Annotated in this window: 18 protein-coding genes; 10 read left to right on the top strand and 8 right to left on the bottom strand. The window is 62.6% G+C overall.

Annotated elements, in window-relative coordinates:
- Nucleotides 1-219 precede the first annotated feature (219 nt).
- The 5 genes from gatB (at nt 220) to FJ977_RS00280 (ending at nt 4,492) form a co-directional block, all read left to right on the top strand.
- Nucleotides 220-1,725 carry an Asp-tRNA(Asn)/Glu-tRNA(Gln) amidotransferase subunit GatB gene (gene gatB, locus FJ977_RS00300; protein ID WP_140767734.1) on the top strand — a complete coding sequence of 502 codons (1,506 nt, stop codon included), beginning with the start codon at nt 220-222 and terminating at the stop codon, nt 1,723-1,725.
- Nucleotides 1,722-2,417 carry a hypothetical protein gene (locus tag FJ977_RS00295; RefSeq protein ID WP_140767733.1) on the top strand — a complete coding sequence of 232 codons (696 nt, stop codon included), beginning with the start codon at nt 1,722-1,724 and terminating at the stop codon, nt 2,415-2,417. Before gatB ends, FJ977_RS00295 begins: the two co-directional genes overlap by 4 nt.
- A gap of 14 nt (nt 2,418-2,431) precedes the next feature.
- A complete protein-coding gene (locus FJ977_RS00290; protein ID WP_140767732.1) occupies nt 2,432-2,923 on the top strand; it encodes a GNAT family N-acetyltransferase in 492 nt (163 codons plus the stop codon).
- Nucleotides 2,924-3,077: 154 nt separating this feature from the next.
- Nucleotides 3,078-3,776, top strand: a complete 699-nt coding sequence (locus tag FJ977_RS00285; RefSeq protein ID WP_140767731.1) for an AIM24 family protein — start codon at nt 3,078-3,080, stop codon at nt 3,774-3,776.
- 326 nt (nt 3,777-4,102) lie between these two features.
- Nucleotides 4,103-4,492 carry a hypothetical protein gene (locus FJ977_RS00280; RefSeq protein ID WP_140767730.1) on the top strand — a complete coding sequence of 130 codons (390 nt, stop codon included), beginning with the start codon at nt 4,103-4,105 and terminating at the stop codon, nt 4,490-4,492.
- Here FJ977_RS00280 and panC read toward each other — a convergent pair.
- Nucleotides 4,489-5,340, bottom strand: a complete 852-nt coding sequence (gene panC / locus FJ977_RS00275; protein WP_140767729.1) for a pantoate--beta-alanine ligase — start codon at nt 5,338-5,340, stop codon at nt 4,489-4,491. The genes FJ977_RS00280 and panC overlap by 4 nt on opposite strands.
- Nucleotides 5,337-6,185 carry a 3-methyl-2-oxobutanoate hydroxymethyltransferase gene (gene panB, locus FJ977_RS00270; RefSeq protein ID WP_140767728.1) on the bottom strand — a complete coding sequence of 283 codons (849 nt, stop codon included), beginning with the start codon at nt 6,183-6,185 and terminating at the stop codon, nt 5,337-5,339. Before panB ends, panC begins: the two co-directional genes overlap by 4 nt.
- Before the next feature lie 228 nt (nt 6,186-6,413).
- Here panB and FJ977_RS00265 point away from each other — a divergent pair, with 228 nt between their 5' ends.
- The 3 genes from FJ977_RS00265 (at nt 6,414) to FJ977_RS00255 (ending at nt 8,021) form a co-directional block, all read left to right on the top strand.
- Nucleotides 6,414-6,812, top strand: a complete 399-nt coding sequence (locus tag FJ977_RS00265) for an NADH:ubiquinone oxidoreductase subunit NDUFA12 (RefSeq protein ID WP_056566539.1) — start codon at nt 6,414-6,416, stop codon at nt 6,810-6,812.
- A 141-nt stretch (nt 6,813-6,953) separates the two neighbouring features.
- The gene (locus FJ977_RS00260; protein ID WP_140767727.1) at nt 6,954-7,562 is read left to right on the top strand and encodes a DUF2155 domain-containing protein; all 609 of its coding nucleotides are present in this window, start codon (nt 6,954-6,956) and stop codon (nt 7,560-7,562) included.
- A 75-nt stretch (nt 7,563-7,637) separates the two neighbouring features.
- Nucleotides 7,638-8,021, top strand: a complete 384-nt coding sequence (locus tag FJ977_RS00255) for a hypothetical protein (RefSeq protein WP_140767726.1) — start codon at nt 7,638-7,640, stop codon at nt 8,019-8,021.
- A gap of 11 nt (nt 8,022-8,032) precedes the next feature.
- On the opposite strand, the gene aat is transcribed toward FJ977_RS00255, so the two are convergent.
- The 6 genes from aat to FJ977_RS00225 all read right to left on the bottom strand — a co-directional run bounded on the left by aat (nt 8,033) and on the right by FJ977_RS00225 (nt 13,377).
- Nucleotides 8,033-8,650 carry a leucyl/phenylalanyl-tRNA--protein transferase gene (gene aat / locus FJ977_RS00250; protein WP_140767725.1) on the bottom strand — a complete coding sequence of 206 codons (618 nt, stop codon included), beginning with the start codon at nt 8,648-8,650 and terminating at the stop codon, nt 8,033-8,035.
- A 12-nt stretch (nt 8,651-8,662) separates the two neighbouring features.
- Nucleotides 8,663-10,006, bottom strand: coding sequence for an acetyl-CoA carboxylase biotin carboxylase subunit (accC, locus tag FJ977_RS00245; RefSeq protein ID WP_140767724.1), 1,344 nt, complete (start codon nt 10,004-10,006; stop codon nt 8,663-8,665).
- Between the two features lie 10 nt (nt 10,007-10,016).
- On the bottom strand, nt 10,017-10,478 hold the full coding sequence (gene accB / locus FJ977_RS00240; RefSeq protein WP_140767723.1) for an acetyl-CoA carboxylase biotin carboxyl carrier protein: 462 nt from the start codon (nt 10,476-10,478) through the stop codon (nt 10,017-10,019).
- A gap of 26 nt (nt 10,479-10,504) precedes the next feature.
- Nucleotides 10,505-10,939 carry a type II 3-dehydroquinate dehydratase gene (gene aroQ / locus FJ977_RS00235; protein WP_096445540.1) on the bottom strand — a complete coding sequence of 145 codons (435 nt, stop codon included), beginning with the start codon at nt 10,937-10,939 and terminating at the stop codon, nt 10,505-10,507.
- A gap of 145 nt (nt 10,940-11,084) precedes the next feature.
- A complete protein-coding gene (locus FJ977_RS00230) occupies nt 11,085-11,921 on the bottom strand; it encodes a DsbA family protein (RefSeq protein WP_140767722.1) in 837 nt (278 codons plus the stop codon).
- 64 nt (nt 11,922-11,985) lie between these two features.
- Nucleotides 11,986-13,377, bottom strand: a complete 1,392-nt coding sequence (locus FJ977_RS00225) for a M48 family metallopeptidase (RefSeq protein ID WP_140767721.1) — start codon at nt 13,375-13,377, stop codon at nt 11,986-11,988.
- A gap of 147 nt (nt 13,378-13,524) precedes the next feature.
- On the opposite strand from FJ977_RS00225, the gene FJ977_RS00220 reads away from it, so the two are divergent.
- On the top strand, nt 13,525-14,673 hold the full coding sequence (locus tag FJ977_RS00220; RefSeq protein WP_140767720.1) for an aminotransferase class I/II-fold pyridoxal phosphate-dependent enzyme: 1,149 nt from the start codon (nt 13,525-13,527) through the stop codon (nt 14,671-14,673).
- 4 nt (nt 14,674-14,677) lie between these two features.
- Nucleotides 14,678-15,625, top strand: coding sequence for a glutaminase (locus FJ977_RS00215; protein WP_140767719.1), 948 nt, complete (start codon nt 14,678-14,680; stop codon nt 15,623-15,625).
- Nucleotides 15,626-15,740 lie beyond the last annotated feature (115 nt).

The following is a 15,740-nucleotide window of genomic DNA, read 5'->3' as shown; positions in this document are numbered from 1 at the left end:
AGGTTTTCTGCCCTGCCTCGCTACGAGGTCAGGGCCCTACCGGGACTGAGCGTAAGTGGACATCCACTCTCCATTGGGATGGGCGTCCTATAGGCGAAGGCGGCTGAAAAGGCCAGCCTGCGGCTTTGCGCTTGTCTCTTTTGGCGGTTTGCACTAGCGAAGGCCAACACTCAAATTTGCGAAAATCGCAATCTTCGCGAGCTAGAAGCGCAGGCCACCATGACCCTCATCGATACCCGCACGCCCGACGCAAAACGCCTGATCCCCGGCGCCACCGGCGACTGGGAAATCATCATCGGTCTCGAAGTGCACGCGCAGGTCATCTCGGAAGCAAAATTGTTCTCCGGCGCCTCGACCGCTTTCGGTGCGGCCCCCAATGCCAATGTCAGCCTGGTCGATGCGGCAATGCCCGGCATGCTGCCGGTCATCAACGAGGAATGCGTCAAGCAGGCGATCCGCACTGGCCTCGGCCTGAAGGCGCAGATCAACCACAAGTCCGTTTTCGACCGGAAGAACTATTTCTATCCCGATCTGCCGCAGGGCTACCAGATCTCGCAGTTCAAGCAGCCGATCGTCGGCGAGGGCACGGTGATCGTCTCGGTCGGCCCCGACCGCCAGGGCGAGTTCGAGGACATCGAGGTGGGCATCGAGCGGCTGCATCTGGAGCAGGATGCCGGCAAGTCGATGCACGACCAGCATCCGACCATGTCCTATGTCGATCTCAACCGCTCCGGCGTGGCGCTGATGGAGATCGTCTCCAAGCCTGACCTGCGTTCCGGCGATGAGGCCAAGGCCTATGTTACCAAGCTGCGCACCATCATGCGCTATCTCGGTACCTGCGACGGCAACATGGATGAAGGCTCGCTGCGCGCCGACGTCAACGTCTCGGTACGCCGGCCCGGTGGCGAGTTCGGCACGCGCTGCGAGATCAAGAACATGAACTCGATCCGCTTCATCGGCCAGGCCATCGACTATGAGGCGCGCCGCCAGATCGCCATCCTGGAGGACGGCGGCAAGATCGACCAGGAAACGCGGCTGTACGATGCCGTCAAGGGCGAGACGCGCTCCATGCGCTCGAAGGAAGAAGCGCACGACTACCGCTACTTCCCCGATCCCGATCTTCTGCCGCTGGAATTCGACCAGGCCTATGTCGATGCTTTGGCCAAAGGACTGCCGGAACTGCCCGACGACAAGAAGGCGCGGCTGATCACCTCGCTGGGTCTCTCGACCTACGATGCTTCGATCCTGGTCTCGGAAAAGTCGATCGCCGACTATTTCGAGAAGGTGGCCGCCGGACGTGACGGCAAGCTCGCCGCCAACTGGGTCATCAACGACCTGCTCGGTCAATTGAACAAGGCGGGCAAGGACATTGAAAATGCGCCGGTTTCGCCCGACCAGCTTGGCGCCGTCATCGACCTGATCAAGGATGGCACCATCTCCGGCAAGATCGCCAAGGACCTGTTCGAGATCGTCTGGAACGAAGGTGGCGATCCACGCCAACTGGTCGAAAGCCGTGGCTTGAAGCAGGTCACCGATACCGGCGCCATCGAGAAGGCTGTCGACGAGGTGATCGCGGCTAATCCGGACAAGGTCGAACAGGCGCGCGCCAAGCCGACCATGGCCGGCTGGTTCGTCGGCCAGGTGATGAAGGCGACAGGCGGCAAGGCCAACCCGCAGGCGGTCAACGACCTCGTCAAGGCCAAGCTCGGCATACCGGATCAATGAGCGGAGACGCAAAGCCGGGCAACCCGGCAAGCGTCTCGTCGGTACTGTTGATTGCTGGCGCCGTGCTGCTTTTCGTCGGCACGTCCCTGCACCCGATGCATGAAGATCCGAATGAAGCGCTTGCCGCCTTCGGTGAATATGCTGCCGACCATATCTGGCTCTACAGCCACATGGCACAGCTTGCCGGCGTCTTCGCGATGGTTGCCGGGCTGCTGCTGATCCTTGGTCGTCCGTCCGACGGTCCGCGCCGTGGCTGGACCCTTCTGACGATCGTGTTCGGCGCGGCGTCGCTGGCGGCGGTCGCTGCCTTGCAAGCCGTCGACGGCATTGCGTTGAAGGCGGTGGTCAACGCCTGGGCCGCTGCCGATGCGGCGACAAAGCCGTCGCTGTTCAGTGCCGCCTTCGCCGTGCGCCAGGTCGAAATCGGCTTTGCCGCGATCAGCGCCATTCTGCTCGGCCTGACGGTTCTGCTCGCCAATGTCGCCCTGTATCGGGCCAGGCGCTGTCCGCTGTGGCTGGCGCTGCTTGGCGGCGCAGGCGGCGTAGGCGTTCTGTTCGGCGGCTTGGCCATCGCGGCAACCGGTTTCTCCGGCCTTGCCATGGCGGCCAACATGCCGGGCAGCATGGTGCTGCTGATCTGGGTTGTACTGCTTGCGGCGATCGATTTCAGACGCAATCGCGTCGCGGTCTAGGCGGAGAGAGAACCATGTTCGTCCGCACCGCCGGAGATCGCGACCTCGCCGCCATCCGGGCGCTGCTGGTTGAAACCTGGCATGCGACCTATGACGCCATCTATGGCGCTGCCAAGGTCACCGAAATCACCGACCAATGGCACTCGATTGCTTCTCTGAGAACCAGACTGACACGGCCGAACAGCGAGTTCCTCGTCGCCGATGACGGCAAGCGCATTGGCGGCGTGGCTTTTGCCGAAGGCATTGATGGCGGAGAATTGGTCGTGCTGAAACAGCTCTACGTGCTTCCAGGCCTGCAGGGCAGGGGCATAGGCGGCATGTTGCTCGACGAGATCATCGAGAGTTTCCCTGAAGCTCGCGCCATCCGTCTGGAAGTGGAAGAACAGAACAAGCGTGCAATTGCCTTCTACGAGGCGAACGGCTTCGTGCGATCCGGCGATGCCGGCGAACACACGGGTGCGTCCGGCGAACCGACACTGGTCTATCGCAGGCCGCTTGCCGGCTGACTGCCATCTTCTGGCACTCCAGATCACCTTCTCGCGAGCGGCGCGGCATGCGCCCCGTTTTCGTTTGACGGCCCGAGGGTCACGCACCAAAGCTGCTGCGGCTGACCCTGCGGAAGCCGGAATGGGCTGGCGCGCAAGGCGGCGAGGGGGAACCATGCCAAGCTTGCCGGAACTGATGCCGACGCAGGTGTCGGACGAAACCTTTGGTGGCGTCACCTATCACATTGCGGGCGAACTGGTGCCCGTGCTTTCCGTCGACGTGACACGGATGCCGGTCTATTTCGAGCACCACATCCTGCTGTGGAAAAATTCCACCATCACCATCGGCCTGAAATCGCTCAAAGGCGCGCTGAAGCGCATGATGGCCGGTATGCAGATCTTCGTCACCGAGGCATCGGGGGCGGGCATCATCGCCTTCAGCCGTGACGGGCCCGGCCACATCGTGCCGATCCATCTCAGGCGCGGCGAGGAGATCCAGGTGCGCGAACACCAGTTTCTCGCCGCTACCGGCAATGTCGACTACACATTCGAGCGGGTACGCGGCCTGGCGACGATGCTGTTTGGCCAGAGCGGCTTCTTCATCGACCGTTTTCGCGGCGATACCGGCGACGGCATCGTCTGGCTGCACGGCTACGGCAATGTCTTCGAAAAGACGCTTGCATCAGGCGAGACCATCGACATCGAGCCGGGCGGCTGGCTGTTCAAGGATGCCTCGGTCAGGATGGAAACCAAGATCGACCGCCTGTCGAGCGGCTTCTTCGGAGCCAACATGAATTTCATCGTCAATCGCTTCACCGGCCCTGGCCGGGTCGGCATCCAGTCCATGTATCTGCATATGCCGACAGAGGAGTAGCTCCGACAGGGCTCGGGCAAAAAAGGCAGGTCAGCGTGAGCGCAGCGGCGGTGACAGTTCACGCATCACCAATTCGAGTGTCCGTTGATCGCCCGTTCCCGTCTTGTCGAAGATCGTCGCCAGTTGCGATTTGATGGTGCCGTCGGAAACGCCGCTGGCGGCCGCGATCTGCTGATTGTTTCACTCTGGGCGACCAGTCGTGCCAGTCATGCATCGGTGTTCGCTATGCGCATACCCGTTCTGCTGGGGCCGGCCGATCGGTTCCCAATCCGCTCCTGCGTCATCCCGGCATTTGCTGTGCCGGCTCACGACGGATATGCAGGGACATGATCAAACTGTTCCGCATCGCGGCGCTGGTGCTGCTTGTCATCATCATTTTCGCGACCTTGTCGCCGATCCAGATGAGGCCGCACATAGCCCAGGCGAATATCGAGCGTGCCCTGGCCTATGTGCTGTTGGGCTTCGCCCTGGCGCTCGGCTTCCCCAACCGAGTGTATCAGACCTTGATCTTTGTGGTTGCGACTGCCGGCATACTGGAATTGCTTCAGATCATCGATCCCGGCCGCCACGCGCATCTTGCCGATGCACTCGTGAAAGCATCAGCTGGGATTATTGGGGTCGTCGTGGGGCAGTTATTGATGAGGACCAGCGGGCGAATAGGAGTGAGGGTAGGCGCGGTAGGAAGCCGAATGCAGTCGATCGACCCTTTGCCCTAGGCGGTGGGAACTTCCACATTGTCGATCAGCCGCGTCTTGCCAAGCCAGGCAGCGGCGAGGAGGCGCCCCGTATGGTCGCGGCTCCAAGGTGCAAGCGTCAGGATTTCGCGGGCCTCGACATAGTCGATCTTCTGGAAGCCGGCGGCGATCAGGGCACGACCGGCTTCGCTGGTTGCGTCGTCTCGATGTACGCCGGCCGCCAACGCCGCTGCCGCCTTGCGCAGTATCACGTTGAGTTGGCGAGCGACCGCCAGTTCACCCTCGTCGAGATAGGCATTGCGCGACGACATGGCGAGGCCATGCGCGTCGCGTATGGTCGGGGCACCGATGATCTCGACGGGCAGGTCAAGGTCGCGGCAGAGCTGCCTGACGACGCAAAGCTGCTGATAATCCTTTTCGCCGAAGATCGCGTAGTCTGGCGTGGCTTGGAGGAAGAGCTTGGCCACCACGGTGGCCACGCCTTCGAAAAAGGTCGGGCGAAAGTCCGATTCGAGCCCGGCGGAGGGGCCGCCGACCGAGATCCTGGTGGCAAAGCCGGCGGGATACATCGCGCCAACCGTCGGCGTGAAGGCAAGGTCGGCCTTCACCGTCGCCAGCAGATCCAGGTCGCGGGCAAGCTGTCGCGGGTACTTGTCGAGATCCTCGCTCGGTGCGAACTGCGTCGGGTTGACGAAGATCGACACCACGCAGCGCTCTGCTTTTTCGCGCGCGATCCTGATCAGGGAGAGATGCCCTTCATGCAACGCGCCCATGGTTGGCACCATGGCGACGCGCAAGCCGTCGCGCCGCCAGTCGCGAACCCTGGCGCGAAGTGCGGCAACGCTATCGACGACATCGGGCCGGCTCATGCTCTGTCTCCGCCATTGGTGTTTGAGCCGGAAAAAACATGGGCCGGACCGGGGAATGTCCGGTTTCGCACCTCCGATGCATACTGCTCGGCGGCATGCGCGATCACGCTGCGCAGGTCGGCGTATTCCTTGACGAATTTCGGCACACGGTCGACCGTCAGCCCCACCATGTCGTCGATGACCAGGATCTGGCCATCGCAGTCGCCGCTGGCGCCGATGCCGATGGTTGGAATGGCGATGCGGTGGCTGATGTCGGCGGCGACCGCCTCGATCGTGCCTTCGATGACCACCGAGAACGCGCCGGCCTTTTCGACGGCAAGCGCGTCAGCCATCAACGCCGCAATCGTCTCGTCCGTGCGGCCCTTGATCTTGTAGCCGCCGTCCTTCTCCACCGATTGCGGCAGCAGGCCGATATGGCCCATGACCGGAATGCCGGCGGCCACGATCGCCGCGATCTGCAGGGCCATGTCGACGCCGCCTTCGAGCTTCACCGCCTGGCAGCCGGTCTCGCCAACGATGCGTCGCGCCGAGGCCAGCGCCTGCGCCGCCGAGTCCTCGTAGCTGCCGGCCGGCATGTCGACGACAACACAGGCCCTGGCCGAGCCGCGCATCACGGCTTGCCCATGCGCGATCATCATCTCGAGCGAGGCGCCCAGCGTCGTCTCGTGACCATGCAGGACCATGGCGACGCTGTCGCCGACGAGGAGCAGGTCGACATGGGGATCGAGCAGGCGAGCGACGGGATAGGTGTAGGCCGTGAGGCAGACCAGTGGCGTGCCGCCCTTGCGGCGGCGAATCAGCTCGGCGTCGATCCGAATGTCGGTGGTCGGCAATTTCGTGGCCAATCGTCACCTCCTTCGGCCCATGGCCGGATTGATGCCCGCATGGGCGCGCTGAGCTTTAGAAAGAGCGGAAAGGCTTGGCAAGCGTGCATCCTGCCGCCGCTGGGGATCACAGGCTTGTGTCGCGTCCCTGGCGCGCCATTTGCGCGCTCCCCGCGGCAAAACCCTTGCCTTCCCGAAGGCCTGACGCCATAAGCAGGAAACAGTCGCCGCCGGCGCGAGGGTTCTGAGATGAAGACTTTCCTGACGCAGTTTTTCACCTGGTGGAACAGCCAGACGCTGGGAACACGCCTGCACACCTGGCGGTACGGCAAGAGAGTCGGCCAGGACGAGGCCGGCAATGTCTATTACGAAGGCGGTATCGATTCGGAAGGCCGCACGCGCCGCTGGGTCATCTATCGCAACTATTCCGAAGCCTCTGCCATCCCGCCGGGCTGGCACGGCTGGATCCATCACCGTGTCGACGTCGCGCCGCCCAGTGACGAGTACAAGCCGCGCGACTGGCAGAAGCCGCATCAGCCTAATCTGACCGGCACGCCGGCCGCCTATCGCCCGAAGGGCTCTGTGCTGACGAACCAGCATCGCCCGCAGGTCACGGGTGACTATGACGCCTGGACTCCTGGGTCGTAACGGCCCCGGTCTGTAGCGACACAAGGTGCAGGCCGGTCCTTTATCGCCACAATTGGTGTTTAGCTGCTTGCTGATCAGAAAACGGCGACTAGCCTTGGTGGTTGACGGAATCACCCGGGCGCGAACCACCGGTACCCCTATATGAGCTTTTTCAACCTGATATCGACGGGCGGTCTGACGTTAGCCGCCGGCCTCGCCGTCAGCACCGCGGCATTTGCTGCTTCGCCCGCACCTGCCGCGCCCGCACCCGCGCAGGCGGCCCCCGCGGGGTCGGATCGCATCAGCAACCCGGTCGCCGAGTTCGCCGGCATCGACAAGATCACCGGCCGCATCATCACCTTTGATGTCTATATCGACGAAACGGTGCAGTTCGGCGCTTTGCAGGTGACGCCGCGTGTCTGCTATTCCCGGCCGCAGACAGAGGAACCGAAGACCGATTCTTTCGTCGAAGTCGACGAGATCACGCTCGACCGCAAGATCCGTCGCATCTTCACCGGCTGGATGTTCGCCGAAAGCCCGGGCCTCAATGCTGTCGAACATGCCGTCTATGACGTCTGGCTGAAGGAATGCAAGCAGAAGTCGGATGTCCCTGCGCCCGGCGCCACCAAGGCTGACGCGACCAAGGCCGACGCTTCGAAACCTGCCGCGACCAAGCCTGCCGCGACCAAGCCAGCCGCAGCCAAGCCTGCCGCCACCTCGGATGTTGAACAGTCCGCCCCCACGGAACCGGATACGTCCGACACCAACTGATCCCCCGGAACCGTCGTGTCCATCATGCGTTGGATCACGAACGATTGCGCATCGATGCGCCCGGAGGATAGACCGATGTCGGACAGCAAGCGGATCACGGCCAGCAAGAAAGAGCTGCTTGAGCTCGAAAGAGGGTTCTGGACCGGCGACGCAGCCTACTACGCCGCCAACGCCGATACCGAATGCCTGGTGGCGTTTCCTCAGATGGCACGGGCGATGGACAATGCAGACCTCGCCAAGACCGCGACCAAGCCCAACCGCTGGCGCGATCTCGATATCGAACTCAAGGGAATAATCGAGCCGGGCAGCGATATCATCATGCTGACTTACGAGGCGCACGCGACCCGGGAAAATGGCGAACCCTACGCGGCATTGGTCAGCACTGGCTATGTCCATCGCGTCAACGGCTGGAAGATGATGTTCCATTCGCAGACGCCCATCGAGGCCGCGGCCAAGTAGGGTCTCGATCCCTACGGAAAAAAGATCGCCTCGCCCTTCAGCGCTTCGGCCAGCATCTTTTCGTATTTGCCGCGCGGCACATCGACGGCGCCGAAGTGCTTCAGATGCTCGGTGGTGAATTGCGTGTCGAGCAGTGCGAAGCCGCGCGCCTTCAGGCGCTCGACGAGGTAGACCAAGCAGATCTTCGAAGCATCCGTTTGTTTGGAAAACATGCTTTCGCCGAAGAATACCCGTCCAAGCGAAACGCCATAAAGGCCGCCGACCAAGTTGTCCTCGCGCCAGGCCTCGACCGAATGGCAGTGGCCCATGCGGTGCAACTGCACATAGGCCTCTCGGATCGGCGCGTTGATCCAGGTCGAACGCCGCTCCTCGCGCTTCTCGGCGCAGCCATCGATCGTCGCCTCGAAATCGAAGTCGAAACGGATGTCGAATGGGTTTTTGCGGATTGCCTTCTTCAGGCTTTTGGGCGTGTGAAAGTCATCGAGTGGAATGATGCCGCGCGTCTCCGGCCGCACCCAGAAAACCTCCGGATCCCCAGCGCTTTCAGCCATCGGGAAGACGCCCGAAGCGTATGCCTTGAGCAGGAGGTCGGTCGGGATGCGATAGCCGGGCGCGTAGGGACGGGTCATCGCGTCCCCGGACTACTCTTCCTTGGCCAGGTATTTTTCCAGCCAGTGGATGTCATAGTCGCCATTGGCGATGTCGGCGTTGCCGACGAGATCGCGAAACAGCGGCAAGGTCGTCTTGATGCCGTCGACGACGAACTCATCCAGTGCCCGCCGCAGCCGCATCATGCACTCGACGCGGTTGCGCCCGTGAACGATCAGCTTTCCGATCAGGCTGTCGTAATAGGGCGGGATCTTGTAGCCGGAATAGACGCCCGAATCGACGCGAATGCCGAGGCCGCCCGGCGTATGGAAATGCGTGATCGTGCCGGGCGAGGGGGTGAAGGTGCGGGGATCCTCGGCATTGATGCGGCATTCGATGGCATGGCCGTTGAACTTGATGTCTTCCTGCTTGACCGAAAGACCGCCGCCGGAAGCGACCCGGATCTGCTCATGCACCAGATCGATGCCGGTGATCGCTTCCGTCACCGGATGCTCGACCTGCAGGCGCGTGTTCATCTCGATGAAATAGAACTCGCCATTCTCGTACAGGAACTCGATCGTGCCGGCGCCGGAATAGCCGAGATCGGCAATGGCCTTGGCGCAGATGCCGCCGATGCGGGACCGCTCCTCGGCGTTGAGCGCCGGCGAATTGGCCTCTTCCCAGACCTTCTGGTGGCGGCGTTGCAGCGAACAGTCACGCTCGCCGAAATGCACGCCACGGCCAAAGCCGTCACCGAACACCTGCACCTCGATGTGGCGCGGCTTCTGCAGATATTTCTCGATATAGACGGCGTCGTCGCCGAAGGCGGCACCGGCTTCCGTGCGCGCCGTCTGCAAGGCGATCTCGAGATCCGCCTCGGTGAGTGCAACCTTCATACCGCGCCCGCCACCACCGGCCGAGGCCTTGATGATCACGGGATAGCCGATCTCGGCGGCAATGCGCTTGGCTTCCTTCTCGTCGGTCACCGCGCCGTCGGAGCCGGGCACCACGGGGATGCCAAGGCGCTTGGCGGTACGCTTGGCCTCGATCTTGTCGCCCATGATGCGGATATGGTCGCCGGACGGGCCGATGAAGGTGATGTTGTGCGCGGCCAATATGTCGGCGAACTTGGCGTTTTCCGACAGGAAGCCGTAGCCTGGATGCACGGCGTCGGCGCCGGTGATCTCGCAGGCCGCGACGATCTGATGGATATTGAGATAGCTGTCGCGCGATGGCGGCGGCCCAATGCATACGCTCTCGTCGGCGAGCCTGACATGCATGGCGTCGGCGTCGGCGGTCGAATGCACCACCACGGTCTGGATGCCGAGTTCCTTGCAGGCACGCAGCACCCGAAGCGCGATTTCGCCGCGATTGGCAATGAGGATCTTCTGGAACATCCTGCCAGCTCTACTCGATCACGACGAGCGGCATGCCGTATTCGACCGGCGTCGCGTCCTCGAACAGGATCGCCGTCACCGTGCCGGCGCGCGGCGAGGGGATCTGGTTCATCGTCTTCATCGCCTCGATGATCAGCAACGTCTGGCCTTCCTTGACCTTCTGGCCAATCTCGATGAACGGCTTGGCGTCGGGCGAGGGCGCCAGATAGGCGGTGCCGACCATCGGCGAGGCCACCGCGTTCTTCGATACGTCGGCCGCTGCCGGCGCGGCCGATGCCGCGGGCTGGGCGGCAGCCGCGGGCGCATAGGCTGGCTGGGGTGCGGCGATGGCATGGACGGCGGGCGCCTGCCGCGACACGCGCACCTTCAGGTCACCCAGTTCGACCTCGATTTCGGTCAGGTTGGTGTCGTTCAGTATGCCCGCCAGATCGCGGATCAGCTGCTGGTCAACACCGGTCTTCTTTATCGACATTTTCGAGCCTTCTGTTTGTTGGCCGGTCATAAGCGTGCGGCCAGCGCCTGTAGCGCCAGCGTGTAGCCGAGCGGCCCAAAGCCACAGATCATGCCGACGGCGACCGGCGCGACCATGGAGACGTGGCGGAATGATTCCCGCGCATGGATGTTGGAAAGATGAACCTCGGCGACCGGCAGCGGCGCGACCGAGCGGATGGCGTCGTGGATCGCGATCGAGGTGTGGCTGTAGGCGCCTGGATTGATGACGATGCCGGCGGCCTTGTCGCCTGCTTCCTGGATCCAGTCGACGAGATCGCCCTCGTGGTTCGACTGGCGGAAATCGATCTCGAGCCCGAGCGCTGTGCCCGCCTGCTTGCAGTCGTCGGCGATGGCGGCAAGCGTCTTGCCGCCATAGATGCCCGGCTCGCGCTTGCCAAGCGCGTTGAGATTGGGACCGTTCAGGACGAAAACCGTTTTCAAAAAAGCCGACCTTTACCGGCGCCGGTGTCAAACCGGCGCGCTGGCTCTCTATAATGGGCATAGTCGCCCGCGGAAAGAGCGCAAGTGCGTTCTTTCACTGTCCACAACAGGCCGAAATCCGCCCGTGAAGAAAACTCCCGGCCGATCAAAGCGCGGCCTTCGCCGCCTCGATCTTTTCGGCCAGCACTTCCTGCCCGAGAGCACCGAAGACGACCTCGTTGCCGATCACATAGGACGGTGTTCCGGTGATCGAGAGCTTGTTGGCAAGATCATAGGTCTTGGCGAAGGCTTCGGTGATCGACGGGTCCTTCATCTTCTCGCGCAGCTTCGCCTCGTCGGCGCCGAGGGAAAGCGCGACCTTGATCGCGGCCGCTTCGGTAGCGCGTCCCTGGCCGCCGAGCAGAGCATTGTGGAACTCGCCGTATTTTTCCGGCATCATCAGGTGGAACGCCATCGAGACGACGCTCGCCTTCTGTGAGTCCGGCCCGAGGATCGGAAATTCCTTGAGCACGAAGCGCAAATCCGGATCGGCCTTGGTCAGCGCCCGCATGTCCTCGATGGCGCGTTTGCAGAAGCCGCAATTGTAGTCGTAGAACTCGACGATGGTCACCTTGCCGTTCGGGTTGCCGACAATGCCGTCGAAGCTGGAGTTGAAGATCTGCTCCTTGGCGTTCTTGATGACGCCGAGCGCGGCGAGGCGCTGCTCGTCCTTCTGCTTGGCCTCGAGCGCGTCCTGCACTTCCAGCAGCACTTCGGGGTTCTTCAAGAGGTAGTCGCGGATGATCCCCTCGACCTCGGTGCGGTCGATCTTGGTATCCGCCGCCTTGGTATCGGCCGCCGCGGTCTGGACAGGCTGTGTCGTCTCGACGGGCTGCGCCGTCCCGGCCTTGGCAATCTGTGGGCTGCCGGCCACGAAACCGAAAGCCAGCATGGCAAGGGCTACAGCGATCCCCGTGGTACCCAGCAACAGTGCCTTTTTCATCGTTCTCGTTCCTTTTGCCTGTTTCCCGGTCCGGCTGTGTCGCAGCGCGTGGCCGGAAGGTTCACTAGATTTTGCCTGACGATTTGTAGTTTATGATGTCCTGCGCGCGGATCCAGCGCGGCTCGCCCCGCTTCATCTGCTGCTGCGCCCGCATGGCGAAGATCTTCGCATCCTTGTAGTTGCCGGAATAGAAATGACCCTCGGCCGTGGCAAGCTCGGCGCCCGGTATGTCACCCAACTCGCCATAAGCCTGCGCCAGGTAGCGATATCCAGCGGAATTTTCCTTGTCGCGCCCCAGACCGTTGTTGATCTGCACGACGGCCTTCTTCAGCGAGTCGGGCGTGCCTACGGCCATCAGGGCCTGGCCGAGCGAGACAGGCAGCAGGCCGGACCGCACCGGATCGAGGCTGACCGCCTTGGTGTAGGCTTCGGCCGCATCCTTGGGCTTGTTCGCCTTCATCAGTATGTCGCCGCGCAATTCCTGGAAGTAGGCATTCTTGGGTTGCGCCTTGATCAGGGCGTTGGCTTTGACGAGCGCCGCGGCAAGGTTGCCGTAAAGATAGGTGGACTGGGCATCGCCATACTGCGCGGCGAGGCTGCCCCGCATCTTTTGCATCAGTCGCGCCGCCCCGGCCTGGCCGTCCATATAGACTGCGATCTTGACCCGCATCATGTCGTGGCGCTGCTGCAGCGCCGGAGAGTCGACCTTGTCGACATTGGGGCTCTGCTTCACCAGCACTTCGAGGTTGGCGATGCGCTCCTGCGGCATCGGATGGCTGATCCGATAGGGATCTACCTGCGTGCCTGACAAGGACAGCGCGCTCTGGAAGCGGGCGAAGGTCTTCAGCATGCCCATGCCGGACTGGCCGGTGGCGTTGAGATAGGTGATCGCCGAGCGGTCGGCGGTCGTTTCTTCGGTGCGCTGGTAGGCGAGGATGCTGCGTTGCGCCATCTCACCGCCGCCAGCCGCCACGCCCATGCCGGCGCCGGCAAGACCGCGGCTGTTGGTGGTCGCGCCAGCGACCATGGCGCCCGCGCCAAGCAAGGTGGCGATGATGGCCATCGTCTTGGCGCGTTCGAGCTGGTCACGCAGTTTCTGCTGGTGGCCGCCGGCGATATGACCGGCCTCATGCGCGATGACGCCGATGATCTCGTTCGGCGTTTCAGCCGTCATCAGCGCGCCTGTGTTGATGAACAGCCGGCGTCCGGTGACGAAGGCGTTGAAGCTGGAATCGTTGACCAGAACGATGTCGATGCCGTCATTCGCCAGCCCGGCGGCCTTGAAGATCGGCCGAGCGTAATCGCGCACCAGAGCCTCGATCTCGGCATCGCGTATGACAGGCACGTTCTGGGCGAAGGCGGTGACCGAACTCGCCACGGCAACGGCGACGCCGAGCGAAAACGTCGCGAAAACGCGTGCTGCCTGGGCAATCGTCGATCTGGGTCGGCTCAACATGACGTGTCAACTGGTAGACGAGCGGGCGAAAGATGAAAAGTCGGCACCGGAAAAACTTCCTCAACTTGTGATCCTCACATCAATCGGGCATTTGTGCGGCGCATGCATCAAGGGAATGGCGTGCTCAACTGTCGGAACAGGGATAAAATGGTCGTTTCGCTCTCACGCCGTGGCAATGTCGAGCCGTTCCACGCCATGGATGTCCTGGCCGAAGCGAACAGGCTGAAGGCTCAGGGCGTGCCGGTGATCTCAATGGCGGTCGGCCAGCCCTCCGACCCCGCGCCCGCAAGGGTTCGCGCCGCGGCTGCCAAGGCCTTGCAGGACGGGCGCATAGGCTACACTGACACGCTGGGGCTGGCCGGTCTGCGCAAGGCGATCGCCGAGCATTACGCGGATCACTATCGGCTTGAGGTCGAGCCCGGCCGGATCGCGGTGACCACAGGATCGTCGGCGGCCTTCAATCTCGCCTTCTTGGCGATGTTCGATCCGGGCGACCGCGTAGCCATCGCGGCCCCCGGCTACCCCGCCTATCGCAACATCATGGCGGCGCTCGGCATCGATGTGGTCGAGATCGAACTCGGCGACGCGGCCTATCTGCATGCCGGTCATCTGGAGGCAGCGCACCGCGAGAAGCCGCTGAAGGGGGTTCTTTTCGCAAGCCCCGCCAACCCGACCGGCGCGGTCATACCGGCCGACGAACTGTCGGCGCTGGTCAATATGGCGGAGACGCTGGGGATCGCCGTCATTTCCGACGAGATCTATCATCGATTGGCCTATGGCGCGCCCGACACCACGGCACTCGCTTTCGGCAACAGCGTGACCGTGATCAATTCCTTCTCGAAATACTATTGCATGACCGGTTGGCGCATCGGCTGGATGGTGTTGCCGGAAGAGCTGGTGCGGCCGGTCGAGCGGATTGCCCAAAGCCTCTACATCTCGCCGCCGGAACTGTCGCAGATCGCTGCGATCGAGGCCTTTGCCGCAACCGAGGAGCTGGAGGTGGTCAAGGGCCGCTACGCCTGGAATCGTGAGCTCTTGATGAAACGTCTGCCCGAGCTTGGCTTTCCGCTGGCCGCGCCGATGGATGGCGCCTTCTATGCGTTTTGCGACGTCACCCGGCACACCAATGACAGCATGGCCTTCGCGCGCAAGATGCTGGCCGAGGCGCATGTGGCGGCGACGCCCGGCCGCGACTTCGACACCCAGGCGGGGCATCGCACGATGCGTTTTTCCTATGCCGGCAGCCACGACGACATGGTCGAGGCGATGTCGCGCATCGAACGCTGGTTGAGGTAGCGCCATGCCGGAACTCGAACAGGCCCCCAAACTTGATCAGGCATTGGCCGAGGTCGCGGCCGAAATGGCTGAACGCACCGATCGCGGCGATGTCGCGACCTACATTCCTCAATTGGGCAAGGTCGATCCAAGGAAGTTCGGCATTGCCGCCGTCACCAATGACGGTCGTGTGCTGACGGCGGGCGATGCCGACCAGCCTTTTTCCATCCAGAGCATCTCGAAGGTGTTCACATTGACGCTGGCGCTCGGCAATGTCGGCGACGCGCTATGGAAACGGGTTGGACGCGAGCCGTCGGGCAATCCGTTCAACTCGATCGTCCAACTCGAGCACGAGAACGGCATTCCGCGCAATCCGTTCATCAATGCCGGCGCCATCGTCATCTCCGATATCCTGCTTGCCGGCCATCAGCCGCGCGAGGCGATCGGCGAGATCCTGCGCTTCATCCAGTTCCTCGCCGACGACGAGACCATCATCATCGACCGCGAGGTGGCGGCGTCCGAACGCGCTACCGGCTATCGCAACTTCGCGCTGGCCAACTACATGAAATCCTTCGGCAATCTTCATCATGCACCGGAACTGGCGCTCGGCGTCTATTTCCACCATTGCGCCATTGCCATGAGTTGCCGGCAACTGGCGATGTCCGGCCGCTTCCTTGCCAATGGCGGCAAGAATCCGGCGACCGGCCATTCCGTGGTGTCGGCGGAGCGCGCGCGGCGCATCGGTGCCATGATGCTGACCTGCGGCCACTATGACGGATCCGGCGATTTCGCCTTCCGTGTCGGCATTCCGGGAAAAAGCGGCGTTGGCGGCGGCATATTGGGCATCGTGCCGGGTGTCGCCTCGCTCGCCGTCTGGTCGCCCGGCCTCAACGCCAATGGCAATTCCAAGCTGGGGTCGATCGCCCTGGAGAAACTGGCCAGGATGATGAACTGGTCGATTTTCGCGCCTTAGCGCAATTCCAGGAAAAGTGTGGGACGGTTTCCCCATTTCTCGCACTGTGGGAACACATGACATGAAAAATCCCGCGCCATCCTTAGATCGGCGCGGGATTTTCTTATCAAAAAAT

Origin of the sequence: Mesorhizobium sp. B2-1-3A (genome assembly GCF_006442655.1) — a bacterium.
Classification (GTDB): Bacteria; Pseudomonadota; Alphaproteobacteria; order Rhizobiales; family Rhizobiaceae; genus Mesorhizobium.
The sequence above is the reverse complement of the archived record's forward strand: the minus strand, read 5'-3'. Positions and strand labels throughout refer to the sequence as shown.

What these genes read in the sequence shown, in the direction of transcription:
- gatB (WP_140767734.1), top strand. Translation starts at nt 220, where the DNA reads ATGACCCTCATCGATACCCGCACGCCCGACGCAAAACGCCTGATCCCC.
- FJ977_RS00295 (WP_140767733.1), top strand. Translation starts at nt 1,722, where the DNA reads ATGAGCGGAGACGCAAAGCCGGGCAACCCGGCAAGCGTCTCGTCGGTA.
- FJ977_RS00290 (WP_140767732.1), top strand. Translation starts at nt 2,432, where the DNA reads ATGTTCGTCCGCACCGCCGGAGATCGCGACCTCGCCGCCATCCGGGCG.
- FJ977_RS00285 (WP_140767731.1), top strand. Translation starts at nt 3,078, where the DNA reads ATGCCAAGCTTGCCGGAACTGATGCCGACGCAGGTGTCGGACGAAACC.
- FJ977_RS00280 (WP_140767730.1), top strand. Translation starts at nt 4,103, where the DNA reads ATGATCAAACTGTTCCGCATCGCGGCGCTGGTGCTGCTTGTCATCATC.
- panC (WP_140767729.1), bottom strand. Translation starts at nt 5,340, where the DNA reads ATGAGCCGGCCCGATGTCGTCGATAGCGTTGCCGCACTTCGCGCCAGG.
- FJ977_RS00265 (WP_056566539.1), top strand. Translation starts at nt 6,414, where the DNA reads ATGAAGACTTTCCTGACGCAGTTTTTCACCTGGTGGAACAGCCAGACG.
- FJ977_RS00260 (WP_140767727.1), top strand. Translation starts at nt 6,954, where the DNA reads ATGAGCTTTTTCAACCTGATATCGACGGGCGGTCTGACGTTAGCCGCC.
- FJ977_RS00255 (WP_140767726.1), top strand. Translation starts at nt 7,638, where the DNA reads ATGTCGGACAGCAAGCGGATCACGGCCAGCAAGAAAGAGCTGCTTGAG.
- aat (WP_140767725.1), bottom strand. Translation starts at nt 8,650, where the DNA reads ATGACCCGTCCCTACGCGCCCGGCTATCGCATCCCGACCGACCTCCTG.
- accC (WP_140767724.1), bottom strand. Translation starts at nt 10,006, where the DNA reads ATGTTCCAGAAGATCCTCATTGCCAATCGCGGCGAAATCGCGCTTCGG.
- accB (WP_140767723.1), bottom strand. Translation starts at nt 10,478, where the DNA reads ATGTCGATAAAGAAGACCGGTGTTGACCAGCAGCTGATCCGCGATCTG.
- FJ977_RS00230 (WP_140767722.1), bottom strand. Translation starts at nt 11,921, where the DNA reads ATGAAAAAGGCACTGTTGCTGGGTACCACGGGGATCGCTGTAGCCCTT.
- FJ977_RS00225 (WP_140767721.1), bottom strand. Translation starts at nt 13,377, where the DNA reads ATGTTGAGCCGACCCAGATCGACGATTGCCCAGGCAGCACGCGTTTTC.
- FJ977_RS00220 (WP_140767720.1), top strand. Translation starts at nt 13,525, where the DNA reads ATGGTCGTTTCGCTCTCACGCCGTGGCAATGTCGAGCCGTTCCACGCC.
- FJ977_RS00215 (WP_140767719.1), top strand. Translation starts at nt 14,678, where the DNA reads ATGCCGGAACTCGAACAGGCCCCCAAACTTGATCAGGCATTGGCCGAG.